Origin of the sequence: Paraburkholderia franconis, assembly GCF_009362735.1 — a bacterium.
Classification (GTDB): domain Bacteria; phylum Pseudomonadota; class Gammaproteobacteria; order Burkholderiales; family Burkholderiaceae; genus Paraburkholderia; species Paraburkholderia franconis.
Genome location: NZ_WHNP01000054.1, coordinates 1 through 25,872 on the forward strand (window position 1 = coordinate 1; position 25,872 = coordinate 25,872).

The 25,872-nt window shown below is 61.1% G+C and carries 28 protein-coding genes, 1 tRNA gene and 2 pseudogenes; 20 read left to right on the forward strand and 11 right to left on the reverse strand.

From position 1 onward, the window contains the following. Positions 1-511: SelB domain-containing protein (locus GCT13_RS35100; protein ID WP_193727834.1), on the forward strand; the 511-nt coding region annotated here is incomplete at its 5' end. Between the two features lie 121 nt (positions 512-632). Continuing rightward, a tRNA-Sec gene (locus GCT13_RS35105) sits at positions 633-728 on the forward strand. A gap of 390 nt (positions 729-1,118) precedes the next feature. Here GCT13_RS35105 and GCT13_RS35110 read toward each other — a convergent pair. The 4 genes from GCT13_RS35110 to GCT13_RS35130 all read right to left on the reverse strand — a co-directional run bounded on the left by GCT13_RS35110 (position 1,119) and on the right by GCT13_RS35130 (position 4,480). Next, positions 1,119-1,430 carry a DUF4148 domain-containing protein gene (locus GCT13_RS35110; RefSeq protein WP_152766236.1) on the reverse strand — a complete coding sequence of 104 codons (312 nt, stop codon included), beginning with the start codon at positions 1,428-1,430 and terminating at the stop codon, positions 1,119-1,121. Beyond that, positions 1,427-1,582 (reverse strand): hypothetical protein, encoded by a 156-nt coding sequence (locus GCT13_RS48680; RefSeq protein ID WP_193727835.1) that lies wholly within the window; start codon positions 1,580-1,582, stop codon positions 1,427-1,429. The genes GCT13_RS35110 and GCT13_RS48680 overlap by 4 nt, the downstream gene beginning before the upstream one ends. 880 nt (positions 1,583-2,462) lie before the next feature. Further along, entirely contained in the window at positions 2,463-3,239 is a 777-nt protein-coding gene (locus tag GCT13_RS35125; RefSeq protein ID WP_152766240.1) for a maleate cis-trans isomerase family protein, read from the reverse strand. Next, complete coding sequence (locus GCT13_RS35130; protein WP_152766243.1) at positions 3,236-4,480, reverse strand: D-amino acid dehydrogenase; 1,245 nt, start codon at positions 4,478-4,480, stop codon at positions 3,236-3,238. Before GCT13_RS35130 ends, GCT13_RS35125 begins: the two co-directional genes overlap by 4 nt. 259 nt (positions 4,481-4,739) lie before the next feature. Between GCT13_RS35130 and GCT13_RS35135 the strand changes: the two genes are divergently transcribed. Genes GCT13_RS35135 through GCT13_RS35150 form a run of 4 tightly spaced genes read left to right on the forward strand, consistent with a single transcriptional unit; the run spans position 4,740 to position 9,395 of the window. Further along, positions 4,740-5,933 carry a branched-chain amino acid ABC transporter substrate-binding protein gene (locus GCT13_RS35135; protein WP_152766245.1) on the forward strand — a complete coding sequence of 398 codons (1,194 nt, stop codon included), beginning with the start codon at positions 4,740-4,742 and terminating at the stop codon, positions 5,931-5,933. Positions 5,934-5,958: 25 nt separating this feature from the next. Further along, on the forward strand, positions 5,959-6,858 hold the full coding sequence (locus tag GCT13_RS35140) for a branched-chain amino acid ABC transporter permease (protein WP_152766247.1): 900 nt from the start codon (positions 5,959-5,961) through the stop codon (positions 6,856-6,858). Positions 6,859-6,861: 3 nt separating this feature from the next. After that, complete coding sequence (locus GCT13_RS35145) at positions 6,862-8,676, forward strand: branched-chain amino acid ABC transporter ATP-binding protein/permease (protein ID WP_152766249.1); 1,815 nt, start codon at positions 6,862-6,864, stop codon at positions 8,674-8,676. Beyond that, on the forward strand, positions 8,664-9,395 hold the full coding sequence (locus GCT13_RS35150; protein WP_321574825.1) for an ABC transporter ATP-binding protein: 732 nt from the start codon (positions 8,664-8,666) through the stop codon (positions 9,393-9,395). The genes GCT13_RS35145 and GCT13_RS35150 overlap by 13 nt, the downstream gene beginning before the upstream one ends. Before the next feature lie 69 nt (positions 9,396-9,464). On the opposite strand, the gene GCT13_RS35155 is transcribed toward GCT13_RS35150, so the two are convergent. Then, positions 9,465-9,917 (reverse strand): hypothetical protein, encoded by a 453-nt coding sequence (locus GCT13_RS35155; RefSeq protein WP_152766251.1) that lies wholly within the window; start codon positions 9,915-9,917, stop codon positions 9,465-9,467. Between the two features lie 328 nt (positions 9,918-10,245). On the opposite strand from GCT13_RS35155, the gene GCT13_RS35160 reads away from it, so the two are divergent. Further along, a complete protein-coding gene (locus GCT13_RS35160; RefSeq protein WP_152766253.1) occupies positions 10,246-11,091 on the forward strand; it encodes an urea carboxylase-associated family protein in 846 nt (281 codons plus the stop codon). A 320-nt stretch (positions 11,092-11,411) separates the two neighbouring features. Here GCT13_RS35160 and GCT13_RS35165 read toward each other — a convergent pair whose 3' ends face one another. Together GCT13_RS35165 and GCT13_RS35170 are read right to left on the reverse strand one after the other, a co-directional pair. Further along, a complete protein-coding gene (locus tag GCT13_RS35165) occupies positions 11,412-12,053 on the reverse strand; it encodes a hypothetical protein (RefSeq protein ID WP_152766255.1) in 642 nt (213 codons plus the stop codon). Between the two features lie 230 nt (positions 12,054-12,283). Continuing rightward, positions 12,284-13,204 (reverse strand): lysozyme inhibitor LprI family protein, encoded by a 921-nt coding sequence (locus GCT13_RS35170; RefSeq protein ID WP_152766258.1) that lies wholly within the window; start codon positions 13,202-13,204, stop codon positions 12,284-12,286. A 346-nt stretch (positions 13,205-13,550) separates the two neighbouring features. Between GCT13_RS35170 and GCT13_RS35175 the strand changes: the two genes are divergently transcribed. Beyond that, complete coding sequence (locus GCT13_RS35175) at positions 13,551-14,069, forward strand: AraC-like ligand-binding domain-containing protein (RefSeq protein WP_227747175.1); 519 nt, start codon at positions 13,551-13,553, stop codon at positions 14,067-14,069. A 423-nt stretch (positions 14,070-14,492) separates the two neighbouring features. Here GCT13_RS35175 and GCT13_RS48685 read toward each other — a convergent pair whose 3' ends face one another. Next, entirely contained in the window at positions 14,493-14,699 is a 207-nt protein-coding gene (locus GCT13_RS48685) for a hypothetical protein (protein WP_321574826.1), read from the reverse strand. A gap of 127 nt (positions 14,700-14,826) precedes the next feature. Between GCT13_RS48685 and GCT13_RS35180 the strand changes: the two genes are divergently transcribed. Then, entirely contained in the window at positions 14,827-15,069 is a 243-nt protein-coding gene (locus tag GCT13_RS35180; protein ID WP_193727837.1) for a hypothetical protein, read from the forward strand. A 44-nt stretch (positions 15,070-15,113) separates the two neighbouring features. Here GCT13_RS35180 and GCT13_RS35185 read toward each other — a convergent pair whose 3' ends face one another. Continuing rightward, positions 15,114-15,758, reverse strand: coding sequence for a VIT1/CCC1 transporter family protein (locus GCT13_RS35185; RefSeq protein ID WP_152766260.1), 645 nt, complete (start codon positions 15,756-15,758; stop codon positions 15,114-15,116). 529 nt (positions 15,759-16,287) lie between these two features. Here GCT13_RS35185 and cax point away from each other — a divergent pair. Together cax and GCT13_RS49810 are read left to right on the forward strand one after the other, a co-directional pair. After that, on the forward strand, positions 16,288-17,088 hold the full coding sequence (cax, locus tag GCT13_RS35190) for a calcium/proton exchanger (protein WP_227747176.1): 801 nt from the start codon (positions 16,288-16,290) through the stop codon (positions 17,086-17,088). Between the two features lie 8 nt (positions 17,089-17,096). Continuing rightward, a complete protein-coding gene (locus GCT13_RS49810; RefSeq protein WP_265335321.1) occupies positions 17,097-17,360 on the forward strand; it encodes a hypothetical protein in 264 nt (87 codons plus the stop codon). A 218-nt stretch (positions 17,361-17,578) separates the two neighbouring features. On the opposite strand, the gene pdxR is transcribed toward GCT13_RS49810, so the two are convergent. Further along, complete coding sequence (gene pdxR, locus GCT13_RS35195; protein ID WP_152766262.1) at positions 17,579-18,985, reverse strand: MocR-like pyridoxine biosynthesis transcription factor PdxR; 1,407 nt, start codon at positions 18,983-18,985, stop codon at positions 17,579-17,581. Between the two features lie 93 nt (positions 18,986-19,078). On the opposite strand from pdxR, the gene GCT13_RS35200 reads away from it, so the two are divergent. Further along, entirely contained in the window at positions 19,079-19,495 is a 417-nt protein-coding gene (locus tag GCT13_RS35200) for a cupin domain-containing protein (protein WP_152766264.1), read from the forward strand. 175 nt (positions 19,496-19,670) lie between these two features. Then, a complete protein-coding gene (locus GCT13_RS35205) occupies positions 19,671-20,060 on the forward strand; it encodes a carboxymuconolactone decarboxylase family protein (protein WP_227747177.1) in 390 nt (129 codons plus the stop codon). Between the two features lie 70 nt (positions 20,061-20,130). On the opposite strand, the gene GCT13_RS35210 is transcribed toward GCT13_RS35205, so the two are convergent. Beyond that, entirely contained in the window at positions 20,131-21,078 is a 948-nt protein-coding gene (locus GCT13_RS35210; protein ID WP_152766266.1) for a helix-turn-helix domain-containing protein, read from the reverse strand. Between the two features lie 85 nt (positions 21,079-21,163). Between GCT13_RS35210 and GCT13_RS35215 the strand changes: the two genes are divergently transcribed. The 7 genes and pseudogenes from GCT13_RS35215 (at position 21,164) to GCT13_RS35245 (ending at position 25,684) form a co-directional block, all read left to right on the forward strand. Next, complete coding sequence (locus tag GCT13_RS35215; protein WP_152766268.1) at positions 21,164-21,469, forward strand: carboxymuconolactone decarboxylase family protein; 306 nt, start codon at positions 21,164-21,166, stop codon at positions 21,467-21,469. 238 nt (positions 21,470-21,707) lie between these two features. Continuing rightward, a pseudogene (locus GCT13_RS35220) lies at positions 21,708-22,094 on the forward strand (carboxymuconolactone decarboxylase family protein); the annotation flags it as partial. Positions 22,095-22,465: 371 nt separating this feature from the next. Further along, positions 22,466-23,101, forward strand: a complete 636-nt coding sequence (locus GCT13_RS35225) for a nitroreductase family protein (RefSeq protein WP_152766270.1) — start codon at positions 22,466-22,468, stop codon at positions 23,099-23,101. A gap of 188 nt (positions 23,102-23,289) precedes the next feature. Then, positions 23,290-23,835 (forward strand): carboxymuconolactone decarboxylase family protein, encoded by a 546-nt coding sequence (locus tag GCT13_RS35230; protein WP_152766272.1) that lies wholly within the window; start codon positions 23,290-23,292, stop codon positions 23,833-23,835. A 178-nt stretch (positions 23,836-24,013) separates the two neighbouring features. After that, positions 24,014-24,127, forward strand: a pseudogene (locus tag GCT13_RS35235) (NmrA family transcriptional regulator); the annotation flags it as partial. A 111-nt stretch (positions 24,128-24,238) separates the two neighbouring features. Beyond that, a complete protein-coding gene (locus GCT13_RS35240) occupies positions 24,239-24,949 on the forward strand; it encodes an SDR family NAD(P)-dependent oxidoreductase (protein WP_152766274.1) in 711 nt (236 codons plus the stop codon). A 39-nt stretch (positions 24,950-24,988) separates the two neighbouring features. Then, the gene (locus GCT13_RS35245; protein ID WP_321574828.1) at positions 24,989-25,684 is read left to right on the forward strand and encodes a glutathione S-transferase N-terminal domain-containing protein; all 696 of its coding nucleotides are present in this window, start codon (positions 24,989-24,991) and stop codon (positions 25,682-25,684) included. Positions 25,685-25,872: the final 188 nt, after the last annotated feature.

The following is a 25,872-nucleotide window of genomic DNA, read 5'->3' on the forward strand; positions in this document are numbered from 1 at the left end:
TGTGTGGCGCGCGTTGATCGATTCGCTCGTCGACGAGGGCGCAGTCGCGAGAAGCGGGCCGTGGTTGCATCTGCCGGCGCATACGGTTTCGCTCGATGCGCGCGAGCAGGTTCTCGCGAGTGCGCTGCTGCCGCTGATTGCGCAGGGCCGATACGATCCGCCGTGGGTGCGCGATCTCGCGAAGACGACAGCGCGCGACGAAGACGCGGTGCGCCAGGTGCTGCGCAAGCTCGCGCGGCAGGGCGACGTGTATCAGATCGTGCGCGATCTGTTCTATCACCGCGAGGTCGTGCATGAACTGGCGCGGCTCGTTGCCGCTATCGCCGGGGATGGCGGCGGCGCGCTGGGCGCGTCGGTGTTTCGCGACGCGACGGGTTTGGGACGCAAGCGCGCGATTCAGATTCTCGAGTTCTTCGACCGCGTCGGGTACACACGCTTTCAGCGTGACGTTCACTGGCTGAGGGGGGATTCACAATTGCATGAAGCGTTGGCGTGCGAAGCGGCTGTGTGACGCCGATGGTCGGTTGCAGGCGCAACGGGCTGACGGTGAGTGACCGCTATAATCGGTTGCACAAAGCCGGGCGCGTTGTGTTGATTTGTTTTCGTTGCACGGCTGGTCAAAAGTTGGACACGGAAGGCATTCGTATCTGGTGGTGCGGCTGGGCTTCAAACCCAGTGAGGGGTGTCAGCCACTCCTCGGTCGGTTCGACTCCGGCTGCCTTCCGCCACAAGGGTTTCAGCGATTTTTCGAAGCGTCTTCCTTCTTTTTCGCCTTGCCGATTTCCGCAAAAGGCAATCTTTTCCGCAAAAATCAACGGATCGGCTTGACCTTTTCGCCGCAGATCACGGCAAACCGGTCGGCGTAGTCATGGTGATTTATAGCGCTCAAAGACGACTCATTATCAAAGGCAATGCGTCCCCTTTCGTCTGGATGGCCTATCTCAACAAGTCAGTGTCCCTGCAGGTGATGCAGAAAACCGAATTCTTGAGACCGGAAGCACTTTTGCGAGACCGGAAAAACGGAATTGATGAGACCGTCCTTCAAGGGAGCACTGCCGCGACGCGACACACGGCTGGTACGTGGTGAGCCGGGAGCTGTTCGTATTCACCTTGGCTTCTCAGCCGGGTTGAGGGTGCTGGCACTCCGTCTGGAACCAATAGTCGACCAGGCGTTGTGCCGCTTGTAGATCTTCCGGGTAGTACGGATCGTCATACCACGGTGATGGGTCGTAGCCCGCTTTCCTCAGGGCAGCGAGTTCGCTGTGGTGTTGCGCCATCGTAGGGGGCGCGTTGGTCCTGAGCGCTGCCAGGTCGCGGCACTCTGTTGGCGTGAGGTGCGGCCCGGTATACGGCACGCCGCCGACGGCACAGCCGGCGAGCAAAAGCACCAGAGCGGGAAGTACTGACCGTGTTCCAGGCGGCTTTCTCATAGTACTTGTCCACTCTTACCGCCGCGCGTGGGCGGAAAATGCTCGCCTTCGACGCACGTCATTTTGAAAACGGAGCCGCCGGCACCTTCTTTCACCACCTTGTAGATGCCGGACGTCTGAACCTTCTCGCGGGGTTTGTGCTGTTCAGCCATGTGACGCTCCTTTGGTTCATCTGCATTATGAACAGCAAGCATTGTTGCGGACCGGCTATCGCATCGGTAGGTCAGCGAAGCGCGCCGCGAATGGATCACGCGAGGTCCGCACCAGCGTGTCTCGGTCCTCGAAAGTCTCCTTTCGTCCCGCATCCCGATCACTCGCTTGAAGCAAAAACGGACTTCAAGGATGGCGATATGCGTCATCGACGAGAAAGCGTGCCCGGTGTGACATCTGAACCTGATGATCGACCCTTCCTCGATCTGCACCAGGACACCGTGACAGTCGGGACACGTGTACCGCGAGACCCTGCCGAGATCCGAATCCGCAGTTTGTGCAGTGCATAATTCCGTTGCCAACGGCCAGCATCTAAACATTATGCGTCGTCTCCGCTCGCGGCAAGAGAAGGCGGATGGGATACGTGAACGAGTCGAGCGCTTCGATCGCGCGCGGTGCCTCGGCGATACTCGGGCGCGGCTTCCCCCGGGGGCAGCGCCCAGGGACGTTCGGATGCAGAGAGCTTCCGGAAGGAGCGCGCCAACTCAATATCGTCAGGAAACCTGAGTACGGTTTGCAGAGAGGGAACGCATCGAGCGTGAGTGGTAACCTCCGCGCAAGACTACGCCGACCTGCGATGAACAGATGATTTGGGGGCGGGGTGACGGTTCGGACAAGCGCGCCGTCGACAGTGCCGTTGGTCGCATCGGACAGCTCACTGACAGGTCGCGGCATCCCGAAGAGCGCGAGCCGCATGCGCGGGCGTTCGTCTCCGCCGACAAAATCGTGTCGTCCGAATCAATGTCGAAACGGTGACTACTCACTTGTCCGTCATCGCGGCTGTTCGTCCGCTACGAGCCCGCTAAATTTATCGGCCCATTGCTACAGCGAAAATAACTGCCCGAGTTGCGGCTCGCTATCGCATACGCCAGCAAGCCGTAACGCGTGCCAGGCCATCGCGAAGTTGCTCGATATCACGGGCTTGCCTGTCGGCGCCTCCAGTTCTGGAATCAACGCAGCGACACGCAGGCTCGTGCAGGAGACGAACACCGCGTCCGCATCGGCATGGCGCGCCAGCTGTTCAATCGCCGCGCGAAGCGAAGGGGCATCGATGCGGGCAACCTCGTTATCGTCTGCGTGCTCGAACGACGCGATGCGGGTCACGGCGATCCCGCGTGCTTCGATGTAGTCGCGCATGAAGTCGTTGATGGACCGGATATACGGCGTCAGCAATGCGACACGTTGCACCCTTAGCGCGGCAAGCGCTGCAACGGCAGCCGTGATCGGCGTCGTGCAGGCGATGCCGGGACGCGCCTCGCGTATGCGGGCAAACACGGGCTCCTCGCCGATCACCATGGATGCTGACGTGCAGCCGAACGCCACGACGTCGAGCCGCTCGCCTGGCAGGAGCAATTCGACCGCGGGCGCGATGCGTGACTCGATTTCCGCTAGCCGGGCCGGTGTGATATCCGGCGAGTTCTGCAAGCGGCTTTCATAGAAGGCGACGCCATCCTGCCGGAGCAGTCGGCGCCATTCGTGTTCGATCGTGTGGTCGGTTGCCAGCACGATGAGGCCGATCGCCGCGCGACTCGCGATTCCGTCGTCGAGCGCGAAATCAAGCTTCGTGTAGGCGTCGTGCTGCAGTGAGGTCGTGCTCATTTGATCATCATCCCTGTCAGGCTCAGCTCGGGTGTGCGTCCCGCCATGATGTCGGCGAGCAGTTTTGCGGTGCCGCAAGACATTGTCCATCCCATGTGACCGTGGCCCGTGTTCAGAAACAGATTGCGGTGGCGCGTCCGGCCGATCAGCGGGGTGCCTTCAGGCGTCATCGGACGCAGCCCGGCCCAATAGCTCGGCTTCGTGTAGTCCGCGCCGTCGGGAAACAGCTCGCGCGCCGCGTGCAGTATCGGCGCGAAGTCAGAGGGCGTGTGGCGTGTGTCATAGCCTGCAAATTCGGCCGTTGCGGTAAAGCGCAGCCGAGCGCCGAAACGCGCCCACGCCACGAGATGGTTTTCATCCACGCCACCGATCTGCGGGGGGCGGTGTTCCCGTCCGGCCGGAAAGGTTGCCGAGTAGCCCTTGACGGGATAGATGGCCAGCCTGTAACCGAGCGGGCGCGCGAGAATCGGCGAATACGAGCCGAGCGCAAGCACGTAGTCGTCCCCGGCGACCAGTCCCGCTGGCGTGCGGACCCCCGTTATTGCATCGCCCGCCGTTTCGATGCGGCTGATCGTGGTGTCGAACATGAAACGCACGCCAAGCCGCTCGCAGACTTTCTGCAGTTCGCGGGTGAACTGATACGCATCGCCGCTCTCGTCACTCGGGCAGTAAATCGCGCCGGCAATCGTGTCGCGCGCGTGCTCGAGCGCCGGCTCGCGCGCGACGGCTTGCGCGGCGTCCAGCGTTTCGAGCGGCAGGCCATTGTCGACGAGGATCGACATGTTGGCGCGGCCGCGTTCGAACGACGCGGCGTCACGATAGAGATACAGCAGGCCACGGCGGATCCCGTCGTACTGCAGTTGCTCCCTTGCGGTCACCTGCTGCAGCTGATCTTGTGCATATCGGCACAGCCTTACCTTTCGCGTGGTGTTTTCGCGCGACCGCGTCGCGGTGCAGTTGCGCAGGAACAGCGCGCACCAGGCCCACATGTGGGGATCGGCGTTCAGGCGCAGGCGAAGCGCCTGTCCTTCGACGAACAGCGATTTCAGCAGGATCTTCGGTGCGCGCGGCGAAGCCCAGGTGTACGAATGCCCCGGCGCGACGAGCCCGGCATTCGCAAAACTGGTTTCGAGCGCAACACCTGGGCGGCGATCGAGCACGGTGACGGCGCGACCGTCCATCGCAAGGTAATACGCCGTGGTGACACCTGCGATGCCGGCGCCAAGCACGATGCTCGTCATGCGCGCCCCCTGCTGTCATTGACAAAATATTAGTCGGTCGCCGCTTTTGCGGGGGATTTATACGCGCATACCCTATAACGGTCAGGCGTTCTTCGAGTTCTATCATGGAGGAGGCATTCTTGTGCCCGCACTGCGCGAAATCTGCACAACAGGCTCGCGCCACACTGCACGTAACGATCCATTACGTTCCGCTAATTGACCGCTGGCTTACCCGCCTCGCGGGATGGTCCGGTCGGACTCACAGTCAGGAGCCACGAACATGAATATTCATAACAATGGCCTGCCCGACGCCGCTCGCATTCTGCGGCAATCCCTCAGCGCTGCGGTTGTCGGACTCGCGACATTCTCGGCGCTCGTCCCACAGGCGGCGCAGAGCCAGACCATCAAGATCGGCGTGCCCGTGCCGCTTTCGGGCAGCAGCGCCAATGCCGGCACCGACATCGTCAACGGCGCCAAGCTGGCTGCCGCAAAAATCAACGCGGCAGGCGGCGTGCTCGGCAAGCAGATCGAACTGGTGCCGGAGGACGACGCCTGTGACGCGCAAACGGCTGTGCAGGCTGCGCAGAAACTGGTCGACGCGGGCGTGGTCGCGGTGGCTGGCGGGTACTGCTCCAGCGCTGCGCTTCCCGAGCTGACGACGTTCCATCGGGCCGGCATTCCCTATGTACTGGATGCGTCGACCAATCCGAAGCTCACCGAAATGGGCTACGACAACGTGTTCCGCACCATTGGTCGCGACGATCAACAGGGCCCGTTCGCGGCCAGCTTCATCAAGAATTCGCTCCACGCGAAGCGCGCCGCCGTCATCGATGACAACACAACCTATTCGAAGGGCCTCGCTCAGAACACGGTCGACGCGCTCAAGAAAGGTGGCGTCGACGTCGTATACGCAGACTCTATTACGCCGGGCCAGATGGACTACTCGCCGACGCTCACCAAGGTCGCGTCGCTAAAGCCTGACGTCATCTACTACACCGGCTACTTCTCCGAAGCAGGACTGATCGTCAAGGAGGCGCGGCAACTGGGCCTGAAGATGACCCTCATGGGCGGCGATGCCACCAACGACCCGACGCTGATGAAAACGGCTGGCCCGGCGGCCGACGGCATGATCATCACCACCTCTCCGCTGGCGCAATTCCTGTCGGGCGCCCACGGCTACGTCGACGACTACACCAAGGCTTACGGCCAGGGCCCGGGACCGTATTCCGTCTACGAATACGATGCGGTCGGCGTCACGGCAAAGGCGATTGCCGATGCGAAATCGACGAGTCCGGCGGCGATCATCGCGGCGCTCCACAAGGTCAAGGACTATCCGGGCATGACGGGGACGATCGGGTTCAATCCGAAAGGCGACCGCAGCCTCGCGGTCTATATCACGATCATCGTGCGCAACGACCAGTTCGCGGCTTATCAGCGACAGGACGCGGCGGGCAAATGGGTGGCAATGAAGTAGGCACGGCGGCGTATCCGTTGCGGCCATGAGCACCTTTTTCCAGTTCGTCGTCGAAGGGCTGACAATCGGCTCGTTCTATGCGCTCGTGGCCCTCGGATACACGATGGTCTACGGCATCATCCGGCTGATCAATTTTGCGCATGGCGACCTGTTCATGGTCGGCGCGTTCGTCGGATGGACGAGCCTCGCGACGCTCGCGAGCGCGCACCTGCCGCTCGCGCTCGCGCTGGCCGCTGCTTTCGTGGCGTCGATGGTGGTGACGGGGGTGCTCGGCGTCGTCATCGCGCGCGTCGCCTATCAGCCGTTGCTGCGCGCACCGCGTCTGTCGATCCTGATTACCGCACTGGGCATCTCGCTAGTGCTCGAAAACGCCGTCCTGCTGACATATGGCGCGGGCTTCAGGACTTATCCGCACCTGCTCACCCAGGCGGGGCTGAATCTGCATGAAGTGCAGATCACGTTTGCGCAGATCGGTATCATCGTCACCAGCTTCGCGCTGATGCTGGGCCTCTATTCTTTTGTTCACCACACTTTCCTCGGCACCGCGATGCGCGCGCTCGCCATCGATCAGGATGCGGCGCGCCTGATGGGCATCGATGTCGAACGGCTGATCCAGCTCACCTTCTTCATCGGATCGGTGCTAGCTGCCGTCGCGGGCGTGATGGAGGGTCTCTTTTACACGCAGATCAACTTTTTCATGGGCTTCGTGCTCGGCCTGCGCGCGTTTACCGCGGCGGTTCTGGGCGGAATCGGCAACATTCCGGGCGCGATGGCGGGCGGCTTCCTGATCGGGCTGCTCGAGGCATTCGGTGCCGGCTACGTGTCCTCACAGTGGACGGATGTCTTCGTGTTCGGCGTGCTGATCGCCGTGCTCGTGATCAAGCCGACGGGTCTCTTCGGCGAACGCGTCGTCGAAAGGATGTAGCCCATGCGCGCACTGGCTTTCCCGCCGCGTTGGCCTGTGCTTGCCGTCATCGGCCTGCTGGCGGCCGCTGTCGCGCTGCCCGCGTTCGCGAGCGGCTATGTCGTGAACGTCGCGCTTACGATCATCACGTACTCGATCCTCGGCCTCGGGCTGAACATTGTCGTCGGCTATGCGGGGCTGCTGGATCTCGGCTATGCGGCATTCTTCGCGATCGGCGCCTATACGACGGCACTGCTCGAAACGCTGCTGCATTTCTCGTTCTGGGAGACACTGCCGTTCAGTCTCGCGATTGCCGGCGTGTCAGGGATCGTGATCGGCTACCCGACACTGCGCCTGCGCAGCGACTATCTGGCGATCGTCACGCTCGGCTTCGGTGAGATCACCCGCATCGTCGCGACCAATCTGGAGATCACGGGCGGGCCGAACGGCATCTACGGCATCGAGAGCCCGAATCTGTTCGGCTATGAAATCAGCTCGCCGCACGCCGTCTACGAGCTGGGCATGGCGTTCTTCATCGTCGTGCTGGTGTTTGCGATCCGGCTAGGCCAGTCGCGGCTCGGACGCGCATGGACCAGCATTCGCGAGGACGAAGCGGCAGCCGAGGCGGTCGGCGTGCCGACATTGCGTGTCAAGCTGCTCGCGTACGTGATGGGCGCGCTGATCGGCGGGATAGGGGGGAGCCTGTTCGCCGCGCGCTTCGGCACCATCGATCCTACCGGCTTCACCTATCTGCAGTCCGTGACGATTCTCATCATCGTCGTGCTCGGCGGGCGCGGCAGCATTCCCGGGGTGATTCTTGGCGCGGTCATCGTCGCGGGCGTGCCGGAATTGCTGCGCTTTCTGAACCTCTGGCGCATCTTCGGATTCGCCGTCGCGCTCGTGATCCTGATGTTGCTGCGGCCGCAGGGCTTGTGGCCCGTCCGCACGAAACGCGCGATGCCGCGCCCGGACCTGGCCGGCGTGCCGCCTCCGCCCGCACCCGTGGCCGGGGCCGGGGAGGGCGAAACACTGCTGGAGGTTCGGGATCTGGTGTGCCGTTTCGGCGGCGTGCTGGCCATCGGCGGAATCGGCTTCGTCGTTCGGAGCGGCGAGATTCTCGCGCTGATCGGACCGAACGGTGCAGGCAAGACGACGGTTTTCAACTGCCTGACGGGCGTGATCCGCGCGAGCGCGGGACGCATCTTCTGGTGCGGGTCTCTGCTCGGCGGGGGCGCGCCGCACCGCAATGTGCATCGCGGTATCGCGCGCACGTTCCAGGGCATTCGCCTCTTTGGACACATGAGCGCATTCGAGAACGTGCTGACGGGCATGGACCACCGGCTGCACACGCCGCTTGTCGCCGAACTGGTGGGCACGCCGTCCGCACATGCCGAAGCGGCCGAACACGAGGCGCAGGGCATGCGCTGGCTCGCGATGGTCGGGCTTGCCGGGCGGGCGAGCGAGTACGCGGCCGATTTGCCCTACGGCGATCAGCGGCGGCTCGAAATTGCACGCGCGCTCGCCAGCAATCCGCGCCTTCTGTTGCTCGACGAGCCCGCGGCCGGAATGAATCCGACCGAAAAGCACGCGTTGATGGACCTGATCCGGCGCATCCGCGGGCTCGGCATCACGGTATTGCTGATCGAACACGACATGACGCTGGTGATGGGGGTGTCGGACCGGATCATCGTGATGGATCACGGCGTGATCATCGCTGAAGGGCCGCCGGCGCAGGTCCAGAGCGATCAACGGGTGATCGACGCCTATCTGGGCACGGCCGAAGAAGACGACGTGGCCGACGATGCCGTCAACGGGGAGAAGTCGTTGTGGAACTCCTAGAGGTTCGCGATCTGCGCGTGAGCTACGGCAACATCGAGGCGCTGCATGGCATCTCGCTCGATGTCCAGCCAGGCGAAATCGTTGCGTTGCTCGGCGCCAATGGCGCCGGCAAGACCACGACGCTCAGAACCATCTCAGGTCTGGTCCGCTCGCGCGCCGGACGGATCGCGCTCGCCGGACGGCCGCTGACGGGGCTGCAGGCTCATCAGATCGTCGCGCTCGGCATTGGGCACGTGCCGGAAGGACGGCGGATGTTCGGGGCATTGACAGTCGAAGAGAATCTGCGGCTTGGCGGCTACCTGTTGCGACGCGACGCGGTTGCGCTCGAACGCCGGATCGCCGGACTCTACGAGACATTCCCGAGGCTTCGCGAGCGTCGCAGCCAGTTGGCGGGCACGCTCAGCGGCGGCGAACAGCAGATGGTCGCTATCGCGCGCGCGTTGATGCTCAAGCCGAAACTGGTGTTGCTCGACGAACCCTCGATGGGACTCGCGCCAAAACTGGTGCGCGCGATCTTCGGCATGATCGCCGACATTTGCACCGAAGGCACTTCGGTGCTCCTGGTCGAGCAGAACGTGAGGCAGGCTCTTCGCATCGCGCACCGCGCCTATGTGCTCGAAAGCGGCAGCGTGGCGCTGTCGGGTGCGTCGCGGGAACTGGCGCAGGACAGCCGGGTACGCACCGCGTATCTCGGCGGCAGTGCGTCAGCGGCGGCGTGACAGGCGAGGCGCGCGCCGGTTTCGCGCGACGATGACGGACCCGAGGTCTGCCGCTGAGCATCGCGCCGGTCAGTGCGGCTCACCCAGGCACGCGTCAGCGACGTCGACGATCGGCTCGCTGGCGGCGTGTGCTTCGGGGAAGCGATCGATGCATTTGATCTGCAGCAGCATCCACCACGTGCCGGGCGGGTCGTGGCCGAGCCACATTACCGTCGCGGCCGCTTTGGTCCGAAGCCGCCATCGCTGCCAGTCGGCGCCTGTCGGCGAAACGCGGCCCTGACTGTCCGTGTATTGGCCCGGGTCCAGATCGTAGCGTTTCAGATAGGCGGGATTGAGGCGCTCGTCGAGCGTAATTCGTCCGTCATGTGCGATGCGCGCCTGTTCACGCATCTCGTCCAGACTGAAGTCGCTCACCGCCCGGCTGACGATCAGCAATTCGACCAGCAGCGCTGCGCCAGCTACCAGACAAGTCGCGGCGATGCAGAGCGCGAGCAACGAGAAAATCCGCGTGCGTGCCATCATTTTCCGGGCCCCGCATTGCGATGAGAGAGCGTGCCGTGCCTGCGGGGAACGCAGGCGGATTCGACGGCTCCCGATTCAAAACATACAACTTCGCATGCAAGTGGTCCAGACGGCAGCCGCACCCCGTGATCAGACACGGCGTGGGCATGGAAAACGTGCCATGTCCGGGATTGCGACCGTGCGCCGTGGCGGCGTGCCGCGCATCGCAAGCCACTCCGACGGACATGCGCATGGACGGGTAGTAGGATGAGTCATCACATCGACCAGTTGCCATAAGCCATGCCGTGCCAGTCTGCGCACATACACCGCTTTTTCAAGGAGCGACCTCATGTTGAATTACCCTGCCGCGTATCAATCGACAACAGGTTCCGCGCTCGATGTCGACAAGGATTTCTATCGACGCATCGCGACCGAACAGGATAGTCGCGAGCTGGTCGAGTCGATCGTCGTTCCGATCCGCTCGGGCCGGGCGTGGACCGTGCCCGCTGGCCACGTGTTCCGCATTGTGACGATCGAAGGACCGCAGGTTGCGGACCTCAATATCTGGAACCAGCACAATCCGCGCGAACGGATGTGGGCGTCGCGCACGCGTCAGCTTCAGGCGGCTCATGTGAGCACGTTCGACCGGTTGTGGTCGACGCTGCCGTTCCTGCGCCCGATGGTGACGATCACCGACGACAGCCTCGCGAATTATGGTACCGACGAGCACGGGGGACGCGTGCACGATCTGCTTGGCACGCGTTGCGATCCATACGTGAATCGCATGCTGACAGGGGAAGATTTCCATTTCCATTGCCATTCGAACCTGACGCGCGCCATCGCGCCGTATGGCCTGACAGAGTACGACGTCCACGATGTGCTGAACGTATTCCAGTGCACCGGTTTGAATCTCGAGGACAAATACTTCATGAAAGCATGTCCCGCAAAAAAGGGTGATTATCTGGAGTTGTTCGCGGAGATCGATTTGCTGTGCGCCTTGTCAACATGTCCGGGGGGCGATCTTTCGTTGCCGATGTGGGGCCCCGATGCGCGTGATCCGCTCGAAGTGTGTCGGCCGCTTGGCGTCGACGTTTATCGCGTCGCGCCGCAATTGCTCGCCGGATGGTCGCAGCCACCTGTGGCGGCTTACAAGGGGCAGCATGGTTTGACGTTACAGGTGCCCGACTGGAAATAATCGATACGCGACAGTCGCGAGTGTGGGCGCCCCTGCTATCAACGGGATGAACTGTAGCGTCTGGAACATCCGTCAACCAGGGAGTCGTGTGGGAAGCACGGTCCCTGGGCTTGCCGCGACCATGAATGACCTTTCTACGCGGGAACGATTAACGGCCTCGCTTCGATATGAGCGTGTACGACGGCTTCGCGCTGCCTCATGAGACTTGCTTTTTCAGTTGAGGAGGGAGTAAGGGGCATAGAAAGCCACCACTGCCACCAGACGCTCGGCATGACGACGGAACGCTCAGCGCGCGTCCGTTGGACCGCTGAGGTTCGACGCTACATGCTCTCAGCCGGCTGGATGCCATGTTCAGGTGGCGGTTCGACGCTGTTTTCCGGTGCTGGCTGGCCCTCTTCTTTCGGAAGTGGCTCGACGCTCTCGGCGGTGGCCGGCGAAATGCCCTTGGCCACGACGGGTGGCTCGACGCTCTCGGCGGTGGGCGGCGAAATGCCCTTGGCCACGGCGGGTGGCTCGACGCTCTGCGCGGCGGCCGGAGGATTGCTGTTGCCCGCGACGGGCGCTTCTACAATTGGCGCCGGGGCTCTGTGCTGCAGTTCGGTGCTCAGGCCCGTTCCGACGTTCGAGGTGGTGGTGTTCGCGCTCTTGAGGACGCCGCGCGCATCGAACAGGAACACCGCCGCCGACGTGTGCGTGTCGGCACCACCGACCAGCGACCCGATAATCGGGATGTAGTTTTCAGGGTGCGGCCTCGACGTCACATACGTGTAAACGAGCAGCATCGAACCATCGTCGAGCGCGGTCTGCACTGATGCCGGGCCGAGCGTGGCCGTCACTTCCTGAATCGTCGTCACGCCACGCCTGAAGGTCGCCATCTGTTCAGGCCTCACTTCGACCCCGGCGGACATGCAACCGACCAGCAGCGCACTGCTCAGCAGCCCGAGTACCAATCCGTGTTTCATGTCGCCCCCGCGCCCAAGTTATTTAATTCTAGGACGGCGCAATGCGGTCGGCACGCGGCGAGAAATCGGTGTCGGTCCACCTGACCTTGCCGGTTACGCAGTTGTGTCTTTCAACCCCGTCCCGGCGTGCGATACCGATTTTCGCCACGGCGGCGTACGTACAAGCACGCTCGATCCGGGGAGCTAATCGAAGACAAGGGGGCCGCGTCAGCGATCCGATCGGCACATCATTACGACCGCCTCCGCTTTAGTTCATCGATGCGGAGACGATAGCTTCGTAGCAGACAAACCTTATCGCCACACACGTTGCGCGAATTGCGAAGCCATGCTCGTTGATCCGCTCGCAATCGCGTCTTGTTAGCCGCTACCTTCAGCTTTTGATGATAGATTTCTGCCAATGTCTGGTCGACACGGGCAAGTTCCGCGTCGCCGCAAATCAGCTGCGCTTGAACAGATATGAGCTTGCTGCAATCAAAACTATGCATCAACGCAGCCTTCGTCTTGTCTTGAGTTTCCAGCAGCCCCGGCTTGCATAGCCCTTGCAGCGACTTGCAAGCAACGTCACGTCCGACCCATGCCATCTCTTGTGCGCCATATTGTTTAACGAAACGATTGATGCCTTCGTGGCTTACGCCCCTTTGCATTGCGTTTGCCGCGATTATTTCGTTGCAAAGCGAGTCCTCAGCGTAGGTTCGCCCATCGCGTCGGTAGCAACTGTGAAAACCGAGCAGCCCGGTACCAACAACGCTTCGGCGTTCCCCTGAAGCGAACAGGATTGAAGCGCAAGCGGACGCACATTTGGCATTATCTGGAACCGTTGTATAGACGCGGACTCTGTCCATTGCATCGACAACCCGAAACGCGGCTTCAACATTTCCTCCTGGGCTACTTAAAACAAGGGCAACGAGTCCTTCGTCATCTCGGTCAGCCATTTTGGCGACTGCGAGAAACTTCTCTGCATCACCGTCCTGAATCCTCCCTTCCCCGATAACCATCCTTAGCTCAAGTTGTGGTTGGTAGTAGATCCTGAAGTCCATCCCGAGCGCCAGACCCGGAAACATAAGCACAGTGAAACCAAGCCAGGAAAGCAACCGTTGGATCAAGCCTTGAGCCGATGCGCCTCTGGCTGTTGGGTGCTGAGTGCTGCCCATGAATTTCTCCTCGGAATGGTTCTGATTTTCGCGTTTTTGAGCCGCCAGCGGCGTGCGCAACGACTGCCATATGTGCACACCAGCGTATTTGTTTTCGGCTGCCTGGCCGTGTGGACGGCTTCGGCCCGTTGGCGACGCTCGCGCAGCGGGGCTTGCTCGAGGCCTGTCTCGGCACCCGCCGGAAAGCGCCGTCCTTTAGCGGCGCACACCGCGTCCGGTCCGGCCACTGGACATCTTGTTGGCGCAACTGAGCCCCAAGGTTTGCCTGCGCCCTGCCGATAGACAGATAACCGGACGTGCAGGTGCCCTTCGAGCCAACTGATCCCGTAGCGAGCCGAGTAGCGAGATGAGAAACCCGTTTGCAACAAGCAAGCTCCCGTACTCCCGTTTCGACACCGCCCTCACACCGCCCAGCCGGCAATTCGACGCGTGGCGCGAAGCCATCAGCGTCATCTTCGACACCCGCACCAGCGCGCCGACCGACGCCGGATTCCGCTGCAGTGTCAGCGCCTATCTGTTCGGCGATATGGCCATCGGCATGGTCCATACTGGCGCCCAGCACTACGATCGATCGAAGTCGAAAATCGGCCGCGACAGTCAGGATCACTACGTGCTCCAGTTTTACCTCGACGGAACTTGCGGCAGCCGGAATACACGTGCGGGCGTGAGCACGCGGCCCGGCGAACTCTTCATCGTCGACGCGGCACAACCGCTCGCCACGACGGTCACCGAAAGCGATTTCCTGAATCTTGTCGTGCAAGGCGCTTGCTGGCCCCGCTTCTGCGCTTGCCCGGAGGGACACACGATGATCACGCAAATGGCGCATGGAAAGGACTGGCACGAGTGGATCGCGATGATGCGTTGAGAATCTCCCGCCCCCCGGTACGGTGAGCGCGAAGGGCCGGCTTTGAGACAGCGTGACAAGCCTTCGCGACATCCGGAAAAGTTTCTGGTCATTTCGGCGGCGGCGCTTGAACCGCACGCGCTGCCGTGCAAACATCCGCACGCAATAATGCGGCGCGGTTCCCGTGCCGCGGCATCGGCGCTGGTTCGCGCCGGATGGCGATCTGTCGCGCGGGCCGCTAACCGGCGTGTGTTTAGCCCGGCTTACGCCGGGCTCTCTCATGCTTGCGCGTGCGATGGGGGATAGGCGCGACGTCAAGATCCCGACGGTCGCGAACGACTGCCCCAACGGACTGGTCGAGCGCCTGGCTGTACATGTCACAGGGTACGCTACGTAAGCAACCCTGACACCTGACCCGACGACAAGGACACTCGGCGCTCCATATCATCGGGCTGGTCGATGAATGCGCGCAAAGCTGCGGAGCAGCGAGTCTCCGTCGTGCGTGACACGAGGGCGCACCGCGCCGCCCGCGAGCCGCTCAATTGCGACAAGCTGCCGTTCAAGCAACGTCTTTAGCTCTTTCCGGTCGGCAATCTGATCGGCCGAGTCTTTCACCAGCATCAATGTCGCGAATTCGTGAGCGCTGAGCACGCACTGCTCCTGACGCAAAGAGATTACTGGGTAGTCAGAGATGGAAACGTTGCACGCCGATCGTCACCGGTGACGCGCAATCGCGTCGATAGCGCCCGCAGTCTGCGCTGGGGATGCGACTGCACGCGTGATGGATGTCTACCGCCGGCGACTCGACACGCTCACCAGCGAAGGGAATCTCGCTGACGGAGCGCGTCGGGCAGAAGCACTGGAATTTCAGATTAACCTCGCGGCGATGCACGCGGAGCGCGCTGCGCTACTGGCATTGCACAACGCGCAGGAGATCAATGACGAGACGTTGAGCAAGCTGATGCGGGAAGTGGATCTTTCGGAAACGGCACTGACGACCCGCGGGCAGGTGGAGACGTGAACAGGCTTGAGCACGGGCCGGATCAATCCGTAAGGTCCAGAAAATCAGCCTCCTAAAGCGATGATGATCGCAAGCAGCGCGACGCCAATTCCGGACATTGCGAGACCGGTCGCCCATGATCTTCCGCGCGTGTAGCGACCGAGCGCAAAACCGCCGATGAACAGCGTGACAATTGCCAGCATGTTCGAGACACGCAATGCCAGCTCTATTTCCGTGATGAAGATGAATGGAATCACAACCGGGAAGGTTGCCAGCACGACGAGAGAGAATATGCCGAACGCAGCAGCATAATCCCTCCCGCCCAGTCGGACAGGTGGCGCGCTTACTGTAAGCAGCCCCTGATGCAGTGAATCAAGCACTACGGGCTGGACGATGGCTGCGAAGAGTTGCGGGAGCGCATCTGTAATCAGGCGGTGCGTTTCAGGCTTATCGTGTGTCGATCGAAGCTGCGCAAGCAATGTATTCTTCCTGCGTCGCTCGGTTGCCGTGCGTACGAGGTACATGACGGCATCCACGAGCCCCCAGGCGAGGTTGCAGCCGAGCGCGGTGAACATCATTGTCCGGACTTCCTGGTGACCGGCGGTCGCAACGCTGAGGGCGCCTGTGAACGAGAGTGCCATCAACACACCAAAAACGATCTCACTCACTCTGTCGATCGGGTCAAGCAAGGGTTCGCGTTCGTTTGACATTTTAGGCGGCGCTCCTTGTTGTCCTTGCCTGATTACATCGAGCCGGCGGGCTCGCGGATAATCGCAATCGGACGAATCAACGAATGTGTCTGCGCATCCTGAGTATATACATTACGCAGGCCAATGCTGTCCGGGTCTGATCTACGATGGTCCGCTCTAGAGAGCACGTCGGCCCCGGGGAACGGCACGGCGCCCCTTGCTTCATGGCCGATCCCGGTCGCTGCCGTACCGGCGGTTGCCGACCGACTCAAAACGACCCGAAGTTGCCTGCCGCATTCTCCAAAACAGATGTACGTGACCCAGCCCAAAGCCGACGTATTCCATGCTTCTTTGTAGAGTTGGACTTTGGTCCATTAGTGGCAAAGCATGGATTGCCGCACTAGAGTGAGAAAGTCGCGACTAGCCGGGTGTCTGGGTATCTATGGTTTGCGACCGCACTGGCACGCATGGCGCTCGATTCCCATCGTCGCGCCATGACCTCTACCCGGCACACCAGCGCGTGGAGGCCCCAGGACGAAGGAGACAATCCATGCTAATGAGTTTGCTTCTTATCTTTGTTCCGATAGCGATTGCCCTAGAAGTACTCGCTTCCAATCATCATCTGCTCATTTTCATTGCCTCCTCTCTGGCCATCCTGCCTCTTGCCGGGTGGATGGGACATGCCACCGAGCTACTGGCCGAACATATGGGCGAGGGGGTCGGGGGACTTCTCAATGCGACTTTTGGCAACGCGGCCGAACTTATCATCGCACTCGTCGCATTGCATGCCGGGCTCCATCAGGTAGTCGAAGCATCCATTGTCGGTTCGGTTGTAGGGAATATGCTGCTCGTGTTCGGCGGGGCGATGCTGGCCGGAGGAATACGCTATCCTGAGCAACAATTCAATCCGCTCGGCGCGCGCTCCCAGGCGACGATGCTCGTGCTCGCGGCCATCGCGCTTATTCTTCCTGCCGCCTTCGAATCTGTAGAGGGCACGACAGCGATGCTGCACCGGCTCAGCATCTCGATTTCCGTCGTGCTCCTTCTCGTCTACGGGCTCTATCTGATGTTCTCACTGATCACTCATCCGGAGCTATTCCGAAGTTCGAACGCCCCCGCGAGCGGCGCTCCCGAACAGGAGGAGAAGAAGGCGCACGTCTCCGTAGGACGTGCCTTGGCGGGATTGGCGGCAGCCACTGTGGGGACTGCGTGGATGAGTGAGATCATGGTCGGTTCAATCGAACCCATGGTGCACGAATTCGGCCTCAGCGACGTCTTCGTCGGTGCCTTTGTGGTCGCTCCATACTGGGAAATGCAGCTGAGCATTCAACGGCCATTACAGCAGCATTAGGTAATCGTATGGATCTGTCGTTCTCTATCGCGATTGGATCGAGCGTGCAAGTGGCGCTATTTGTCGCGCCTGTCCTGGTGCTCACGAGCCTCTTTCTCGGACCGTCCCCGATGGATCTGGCCTTTCGTCCAGACCTTGTCCTGATCGTTGTTCTGTCCGTGCTGGTCACGGCTCAAATGGCGAGCGACGGGCGCTCCGACTGGCTGAAGGGCACGCAACTCCTGGTCGTTTATTTCGCCCTTGCTCTCATGTTTTTTTTCTTGCCGGGCTAACGCGGGCTGAAAACGCCAGCGCAAAGGGGCCGGGATCTCATCCGCGTTGCGCCCAAAGGCGAGAGGGGGCACAGACATCAAACACTAATGCCTGATGGCTGTTCAGACAGTTCGAGATCCAAGATGACGGATGACAAAATGCGGATTCAACCGGTGGATGCAATAGTTTGGTGAAACCGTTCGGCTGGCGGATTGGGCCCTGACGTAGCATTGCTGCTTCATGTATAGCGTCTTATCACCTCATGCAGCCGGTCGCAGGATCTGGCGAGGTTCCTCTCCGGTGAAGTCGCGACACCCAACAAAAGTCCTGATCTCGCAGAGGCCGGCGATGCATACCAGGGTGACAGCGGTGGGGGACCTAATCCGAATGCCAACAATGCTCTCGCAATGGAGATGTCCGAGACGCCGTCGGGCAACCGCACGAGTACGGCCAAACCGGCAGTCGTTGTCTCGAAAGCGCGCTGCTCGAGGCATTTGAGCAATGCGTCGCGTTGAGCGGCATAAAGGCGCTTCATCCGTCTCAGATGGCGCATGTAGTGTCCGTCGCGCATGAACTGCGCCGTCGCGAGTTGCACAGACAGCCAAGGCGCCGGAGCCAGGCATGCTGCCACCTCTGCGAACCGGGATACAAGCGGCAAGGGAGCGACAACGAATCCCAATCGCAGTGCAGGACTGATCGTTTTGCTGAAGGAGCCAATATGAATGACGCGCTGGCCACGATCAAGCGACGCGAGCGCCGGCGCGGCGCGCGCCGTCAGTTGCAGCTCGCTCAGATAGTCGTCTTCAAGGACCCAGACTCCTTCTTTCGCAGCCCAGTCGAGAAGGCGCAGACGCCTGGCGAGCGAGAGCGTGGGACCGAGCGGTGCCTGTTGCCCGGGCGTTACGACAACAAGATCGGTGTTCGGCTCATGTTGGAGGCCGTAATCGATATTGAGCCCTTCCGCATCGACCGGTATCGGCGAAAGTGACATACCCGCGAGTTCCAACCCGTGTCGGGTGAACGGAAAACCCGGGTTCTCCACCCACGCCCTTTTGCCCTCGAGGCCCAGTACGCGTAGTGTCAGTCCGAGCCCGCCGCTAAACCCGCTTGTGATGACGATCTGGGCGGGTGAGCACGTGACGCCGCGCGAAATAGCGAGGTAGGCAGCTATCTCGCGCCGCAGTTCGAGTTCGCCCCGGGGATCGGGATAAACGACTGATGCGCTGGATTCCGCGCGTAGAGCGAATGACCGGACTCTGGTGAAAAGTCTGGCGGGTAGCGTTTCCTGTGCAGGCACGCCCATCTGGAAAATCGCCGGGCCTGCAGTGAGTTCCCCGTACATCTCCATGAACGACCCCGGATCAGGCCGTTCTTCCAGTTGAACGGGAGCGGGCGGCCGATCCGCCACCCGCGTTCCCGTCGCCCGGGAAGCAATGATAAGTTGAGCGTCGGCAAGTCGGTCGTATGCCAGGCGCACCGTGCCCCGGGCAACGCCAAGTTGGGCTGCAAGGTCCAGCCACGATGGCAGACGTGCTCCCGCCCCAAGCACGCCGCTCTCGATTGCAGTGCTGATTGCCTTGCGGATCTGCTCGGCCAATGGAGTCTTCGCAGACCGATCGAGTTGTATTTGCAGCGGCTTGGTCATCCGGTCATGGTGCATAAAAAATGTTCATTCCTGGTTCTTACTTGTGGCCCAGAGCGTGGCCACAATACAAGTGCCATAAGGAGAAGCATCCTCATGAACGTTCGATCTGTCCTCGCTGTTGCCTGCGCAGCCGTTGCGTTCACCATCTCCATGCCAGCTACCGCGCACGGGATGGGTGAAACCGTCACACCCAACTTCGAGCATGCCATCCCCAACATTCCTGGCAAGTCATTGTCCGCCGTGGTTGTCGACTATGCCCCTGGTGGAGCGTCGCCGGCACACGAGCACGCGAAGTCGGCTCTCATCTACGCCTATGTTGTCTCGGGTGCCATTGAGTCACAAGTAAACGATGGCACGAAGCGAACCTATCATGCCGGCGAAAGTTTCTTTGAGGAGCCGGGTTCGCTTCATCGTGTGAGCCGTAATGCGAGCAAGACCAGGCCCGCGAAACTGCTGGCGGTGTTCGTGGTTGATTCCAACGACAAGGCCCTGACCACACCACTCAAGTAAATCAGGCACATCCAAGGAGTAAACACATGACCAGGCGTCTCGGCTACAACCCGATCGCGCCCGACCCGGACCCCCGGTCTATCAACTCCATCGTCCACTTACGCGCGTACGACCGCAAGCTGCATAGGCACTTCGGCCGGGGAAAACGCGCAGCGACGCGATCGTGCTCGTCAGGATGATCGACGCACCGCTGCTTCAATTGGGCGCGAGTTCGCTCGATCGCATTTCACAGCAGATCCCAATGTTCTCGGCAAGCCGCGCAAATTCCGCTGATTACAGCATTGCCATGCATGCAACGTTTGCGGCCAAACTCGGGGCATCGGCTGATGTCGTCGAGCCACTGCGGAACGGAGGCGCGATTCACGATCAGAAGCTTGAAGCCGTGCGCCGATTCGCTGCCGCCATCGCGACCAACCGGACGCAGGTGTCGGACAGCGACGTCGACGCGCTGAAGGGGGGCTGGCTTCGATCACCGCGCGATGGTCGCGATTGCACTGGCAGCCGCCGCGAATACGCTTGTGAACAGCAATGTGATGGCGGGCATCGTACATGCCGTTCGCCATGACTCATCCCGCGACGCAAAGCGGATATCAGCGCGGCACAGACGAGACGGACTGGCGCAGGGCGTAGCCCGATTAGTTCCCCGCGCCCGCACGACGCCTGAAAGCGGTCGGGTCCATGCCGTGCATTGCGTGGAACGCCTGCGAGAAGTTGCTTCGACTCGTGAATCCGACCATCCTCGCTACCTCAGCGACCGGGCGCGTGGTCGTCGCCAGCAATTCGGCCGCTTTTCGGAGCCGCACGAGCTTCAACATGCTCATCGGCGGCTGCCCGAATGCCTTCATGAACTGGGCAGCAAACGCGGAGCGGCTCATGCCGGCGATATCGGCTAACCGCTCCACGGTCCACGGCGACGACGGGCGCTCAAAGATTGCTTCGAGCGTCCCTGCGAGCCGCTTGTCGGCAAAGCCTGTCGCCCAAGGCAGCTCTGTTCCCCCAGCGTCGATCTGCCGCCGCATCACCATGATCAGGCACTGCTTGAGCAGGGCTTCCACCAGTGCACGCGAGCCGAGCCCCGGCTGCGCGCATTCTGCCAGCAGCATGACGAACTGGTTCTTCAAACCCGACTGCCCGTCGAACTGTGCGATCAGCGGCCGACGCAGCGCGCTGAATGGATCCGTGCCGTGATTCGTGTCGAGCTTCAATTCACCGCATGCCGTGGCGATGCCGGCCGCGCCTTCACCCGCCTGGATTGTCGGCACTGTTTCTCGCGAAGGCCAGTCTGTGAGACGTCCGTGGTTCGTTTCGTTGCTGGGCGACGGACGGCCGCTTTCGATCGCGTAAGCGATGCCAGGCGGTAACAGCACAAAACTGTGCGAACTCAGCGTGACGCGCTCGCCCGTTTGCGTCACGAGTGCGCCTCTGCCTTCCAGGCAGTAGTGAAGGCTTGCCGTTGCGCAGGCGTCGAAGCGGGCGCTCCAGCCGTCGCGAATGTCGCACAGGGTGAAATTCGCCACGCCGATGTCCAGCGCGGCAAGGAAGCGTTCGAGGACGGGAAGCTCAAAGATAGCGCGACTAGTCATGGACGAATTCGAACCAAATCGAGACCAAATGGAACGGGCACCTCTCTACTATAAACATGCAGGCCATTGATTACAGGAGAACCCCATGTTCGATATGAAGCATCTTAGCCGACTCAAGAAGCTGGACGAAAACGCACCGGAAGCGATGAAAACTTTCTGGGCATTTGACAAGGCGGTCTTTGAAGAAGGCGCGTTGAGTGCGCAACAGAAGCAGCTTATTGCCGTCGCCGTCGCATTGACGACGCAGTGTCCCTACTGCATCGAACTGCACACAAAAGCTGCGCGCGACGCAGGCGCCAGCGAAGCGCAACTATCGGAAGCCGCGCTCGTGGCGGCGGCCATTCGTGCAGGCGGCGCCATCACGCACGCTTCACATCTGTTCCGGGGTTAAGCCCGGTAATGTGCAGCGGCTTGGTTGCAGCGGCTTGGTCATCCGGTCATGGTACATAAAAAATGTTCATTTCTGGTTCTTACTTGTGACCCAATGCGCAGCCACAATACAAGAGCCATAAGGAGAAGCATCCTCATGAACATTCGATCTGTCCTCGCTGCTGCCTCCGCAGCCGTTGCCTTCACCATCTCAATGCCTGCTACTGCGCGCGGGATCGGTGAAACCGTCACATCCAGCTGAACTGGCTTACCTTCGTGTCTCACACATCAACAACTGTGCCTACTGCTTCTACATCGATACGCGCGACCTGCTGAAGAAAGGCTTGAAGGTCGAAAGCTGGCGCTGGTACAAGCGTGGGCGGAAGCCGGCGGTCTGTTTGACGAACATGAGCGTGCAGCCCTTGCGTGAGCCCGAGTCGGTCACTCGTGTCGCGCAGACTGGCATAACCGGTTAGGAATGCATAGCAGCTATTACAGTGTTCGATGAGCGGGAACTCGTGGATCTCACGATCGCGATCAGCCTGATGAACACTTATAACCGTCTCGCAATCAGCTTCCGGAATATGCGTCAGGCTGCGCTGGAGAAGTGGGACCTGAAAAGTTGGATGCCACGGCATTTCAGTTGAAGCGCCGCAGCAAGGAGAGACTTGTGAAGATTTTCCTTGCAGGCGCCTGTAGCTGCTCGCCAGTTTCTCGCTCGCGCGGCAGCCGGCCATGCCGGCGCAGATGTGGCTGCTGCTACTGGCGGCCGTTCGGAGTTTCTATTGCTTCTTCGCGGCTGTGCCGGTTGCGCGTACGCGTGCCGCTCTGTACCAGCCGCGTATGCGTCGATCCGCGCTTGCTGAAGTACCGCGGGCCGACTGCAAGAGACTCATCCGTTCAGCAACCACCAGAAGCAGAGGAGAAAACGTCGCCCAACACCTTGGACGAGAGCAGGTCCGCATAGAGCGAAAGCACGCTTGTGCCTCCACTTATCCCTTAACGCATAGGAATCGCTATGAGCAATGGAACCACCATGACCAACGCCGTCATCGAATGTATCTTGAGCCGAAGCGCCGCGAAGTACTACGACCCTGCCGCCACCTTGAGCGACGACCAGATCCGCGAACTGGTGCGAATCGGCACCACCGCGCCGACATCCTTCCACTTGCAGAACTGGCGCTTCATCGCCGTACGCACGCCGGAAGCCAAAGCTCGACTGAGTCCGATCGCCTGGAATCAGCCCGCGATCACCGAAGCAGCCGTTACCTTCATCGTCTGCGGCCAGTTGGCCGATTCCAGCGTAATACCGGAGCGCCTGTCACCGCTGGTGGAAGCGGGCGTCATGCCGGCAACGATGGTGCCGGAATGGGAAATCCCCGCACGCGATCTGTACATGGAGTACCCGCAGCGCCAGCGCGACGAGGCAGTACGCACCGGCACCTTCGGCGCGGCGGCGATGATCTATGCGGCCCGCTCGCTGGGCCTGGGTTCGACGCCGATGATCGGTTTCGATGCCCAAGCGGTGCACCGCGAATTCGGACTGGCCGAGGACGAAGTACCCGTCATGCTGTTGTCCGTAGGGACGGAGCGTCCGGGAAACTGGTCGCAGAAGCCGCGCCGTCCGCTGGCCGATGTGTTGGATCTGGTATAGGTGCGTCGCCGCGGCAGTGGTCGTACCGAACGACCAGGCGCATGCCACGTGAGAGGCAACCGCAACTTACCTCCCACTTGAAGGCCTGATCAGCTTCGACCCAGGAGCCTGGCAGGAAGTAAGCCGGGGGATGGTTCTCACACGGACTTTCCTCAATTAGTGAAACCAGTAACTCAAGGAAGACTACGATGCCAAGAAGTACCGCTCTAAAGCCGGACCAGGTGCCGGCCGATTCGAAACCGACTCTCGATACGTTCACCAAGAACATCGGGTTCACCCCAAATATGATGGCGACCTTTGCGCAGAGCCCGATCGCGTTCAACTCATGGGCCACCCTGCTCGGCTCCTTAAGCAAGGCACTCGACGTGAAGACGCGTGACGGCATCGGGCTCGCTGTCTCTGAAGTGAATGGCTGCAACTACTGCCTGACGGTTCACAGCTTTACGGCCAAGCATATGGCGCAGCTGCCGGCCGATGAAATCATTCTCGCCCGGAAGGGCCATGCCAGCGACCCGAAGCGGGACGCCGCCCTCCAGTTTGCGCGCAAAGTCATCGAGACCCGTGGAAAGGTCAGTGACGCCGACCTGAAAGCGGTCCGCGATGCTGGCTACACGGATGCGAACGTCATGGAGATTGTCGCGCTGGTGGCCATGTACTCCCTGACGAACTTTTTCAATAACGTGTTCGATCCGGAGAAGGACTTTCCCGCCGTTACGCCGGCTGGCTCGATCTGAACTCGATCCGGTCGCATCGACTCTCTCCGAGGGTCGTGGGAGGTTCGATGTGATGCGGGCCTAAGGCCAAAGCCCGGATGCACCCAGGAGAGATTTTTGGGAACGTGTCCGGGCCCATTTCATATGCGCCGACAAGGTTAGGACACTTTCACACCAAATCAGGATTCCACTGTGACGGGATCGCCAGATGCGGTACTACGGCGGTCGTGTCGAGGAACAGTCGCTCGTGCCGCCCGGCGACGTGCGGATCGGCCGCATCAGTCTCGACGAGTGGCTGGCGCAGGCCAAAAAACGGTTGATTCGGGTTTGTGCGAAACCTGAATCAATGCGTCTACATTTGCTTGGGTCCGGAGACCTCAGCTCGATCGGCATTGAAGCGGAGCAATATTTTCCTGGGTAAAGCATGAACAAGTCACAGAAGGTTGTTGTCGTCACCGGCGCGTCACAAGGCATCGGCGCTGAAGTCGTAAAGGCATTCCGAAAGCTCGATTACCGCATTGTCGCAACCTCATGTTCGATCAAGCTGTCGGACGACGAGAACATCCTGAGCATCGCCGGTGACATCGGCGATCCCACAACCGCCGAACGTGTCATTTCCGAAGGTGTCGCGCGATTTGGCCGGATCGATACGCTGGTGAACAACGCCGGCATCTACATCGGAAAGCCTTTCACCGAACACACCGCCGAAGACTACGCCGCCGTGATGAATGTGAACATGGCGGGCTTCTATCACATCACGCAACTCGCGATCGCCGAGATGGAAAAGCATTCGAGTGGCCATGTGGTGAGCGTCACGGCTAGCATAGACCACGCTGCAATCAGCGGAATCTACTCGGTCCTGGCGGCTCTGACGAAGGGCGGCCTCAACGCTGCCACGAAGTCACTAGCGATCGAGTACGCAAGGAAGGGCATTCGCGTGAACGCCGTCGCTCCGGGGATCATAAAGACGCCGATGCACGCGCCTGAAACTTACGAAGCGCTGGGAGCTTTCCATCCTATCGGACGCATGGGTGAAGCAAGCGATATTGCCAACGCCATTCTCTTTCTCGACTCAGCACCGTTCATCACTGGAGAGATCCTGCACGTCGACGGCGGGCAAAGTGCTGGCCGCTGAGATGCGCCATTACGGATGGAATCACCGAGGAGGAAGAAAGTGACACTCGATCATCCAATTTTCACGCGCTGGCCGGCGCAGTACCCCGATCGGCTCCAGCTCTTTTCCCTGCCGACGCCTAACGGAGTGAAGGTCGGCATCATGCTGGAGGAGACGGGCCTCGCCTATGAGCCGCACCGCATCGACATCCTGGCGAACGAGAACAGCGATCCGGCCTTCGTCGCGCTCAACCCCAATGGCAAGATTCCGGCGATCTACGATCCCAATGGTCCGAGCGGCGGGCCGCTGGCGTTGTTCGAATCGGGAGCGATCCTGATCTATCTCGCCGACAAGACGGGGCAGTTCCTCTCGACCGATCCCAACACGCGCTATGAAACGATCCAGTGGCTGATGTGGCAGATGGGCGGTGTCGGGCCGATGTTCGGCCAGGTCGGCTTCTTCAACAAATTCGCCGGCAAGGACTATGAGGACAAGCGGCCGCGCGATCGATACGTGAGTGAGTCGGCGCGGCTGCTCGGTGTGCTCGACTCGCGGCTGTCGATCCGCGACTGGATCATGGACGACGGCTACAGCATCGCCGACATCTCGCTGCTCGGCTGGGTGCGCAATCTGATCGGCTTCTATGAGGCGCGCGAGATCGTCGGTTTCGACCGGTTCACGCATGTCCAGCGCTGGTTCGACCGCGGTCTCGCGCGGCCGGCGGTGCAGCGCGGGCTGCAGGTGACAGCGGCTTAAAAAGGGATGCCGCCAGCAGACACGTTCGGCCTTTCGGACGTGAGCCCTTTCTTGTTCACCGCATGGGTCGATCCAATGGAGCGCGTTCACTGTACGCGCACGGTCCGGATTGCGCGCGCGAGAGGGAATGCGCGGTGCGCGCCGGCAAGTGTGCCGAACGTCGATCGAACCACCAGCGAGTGATCCAC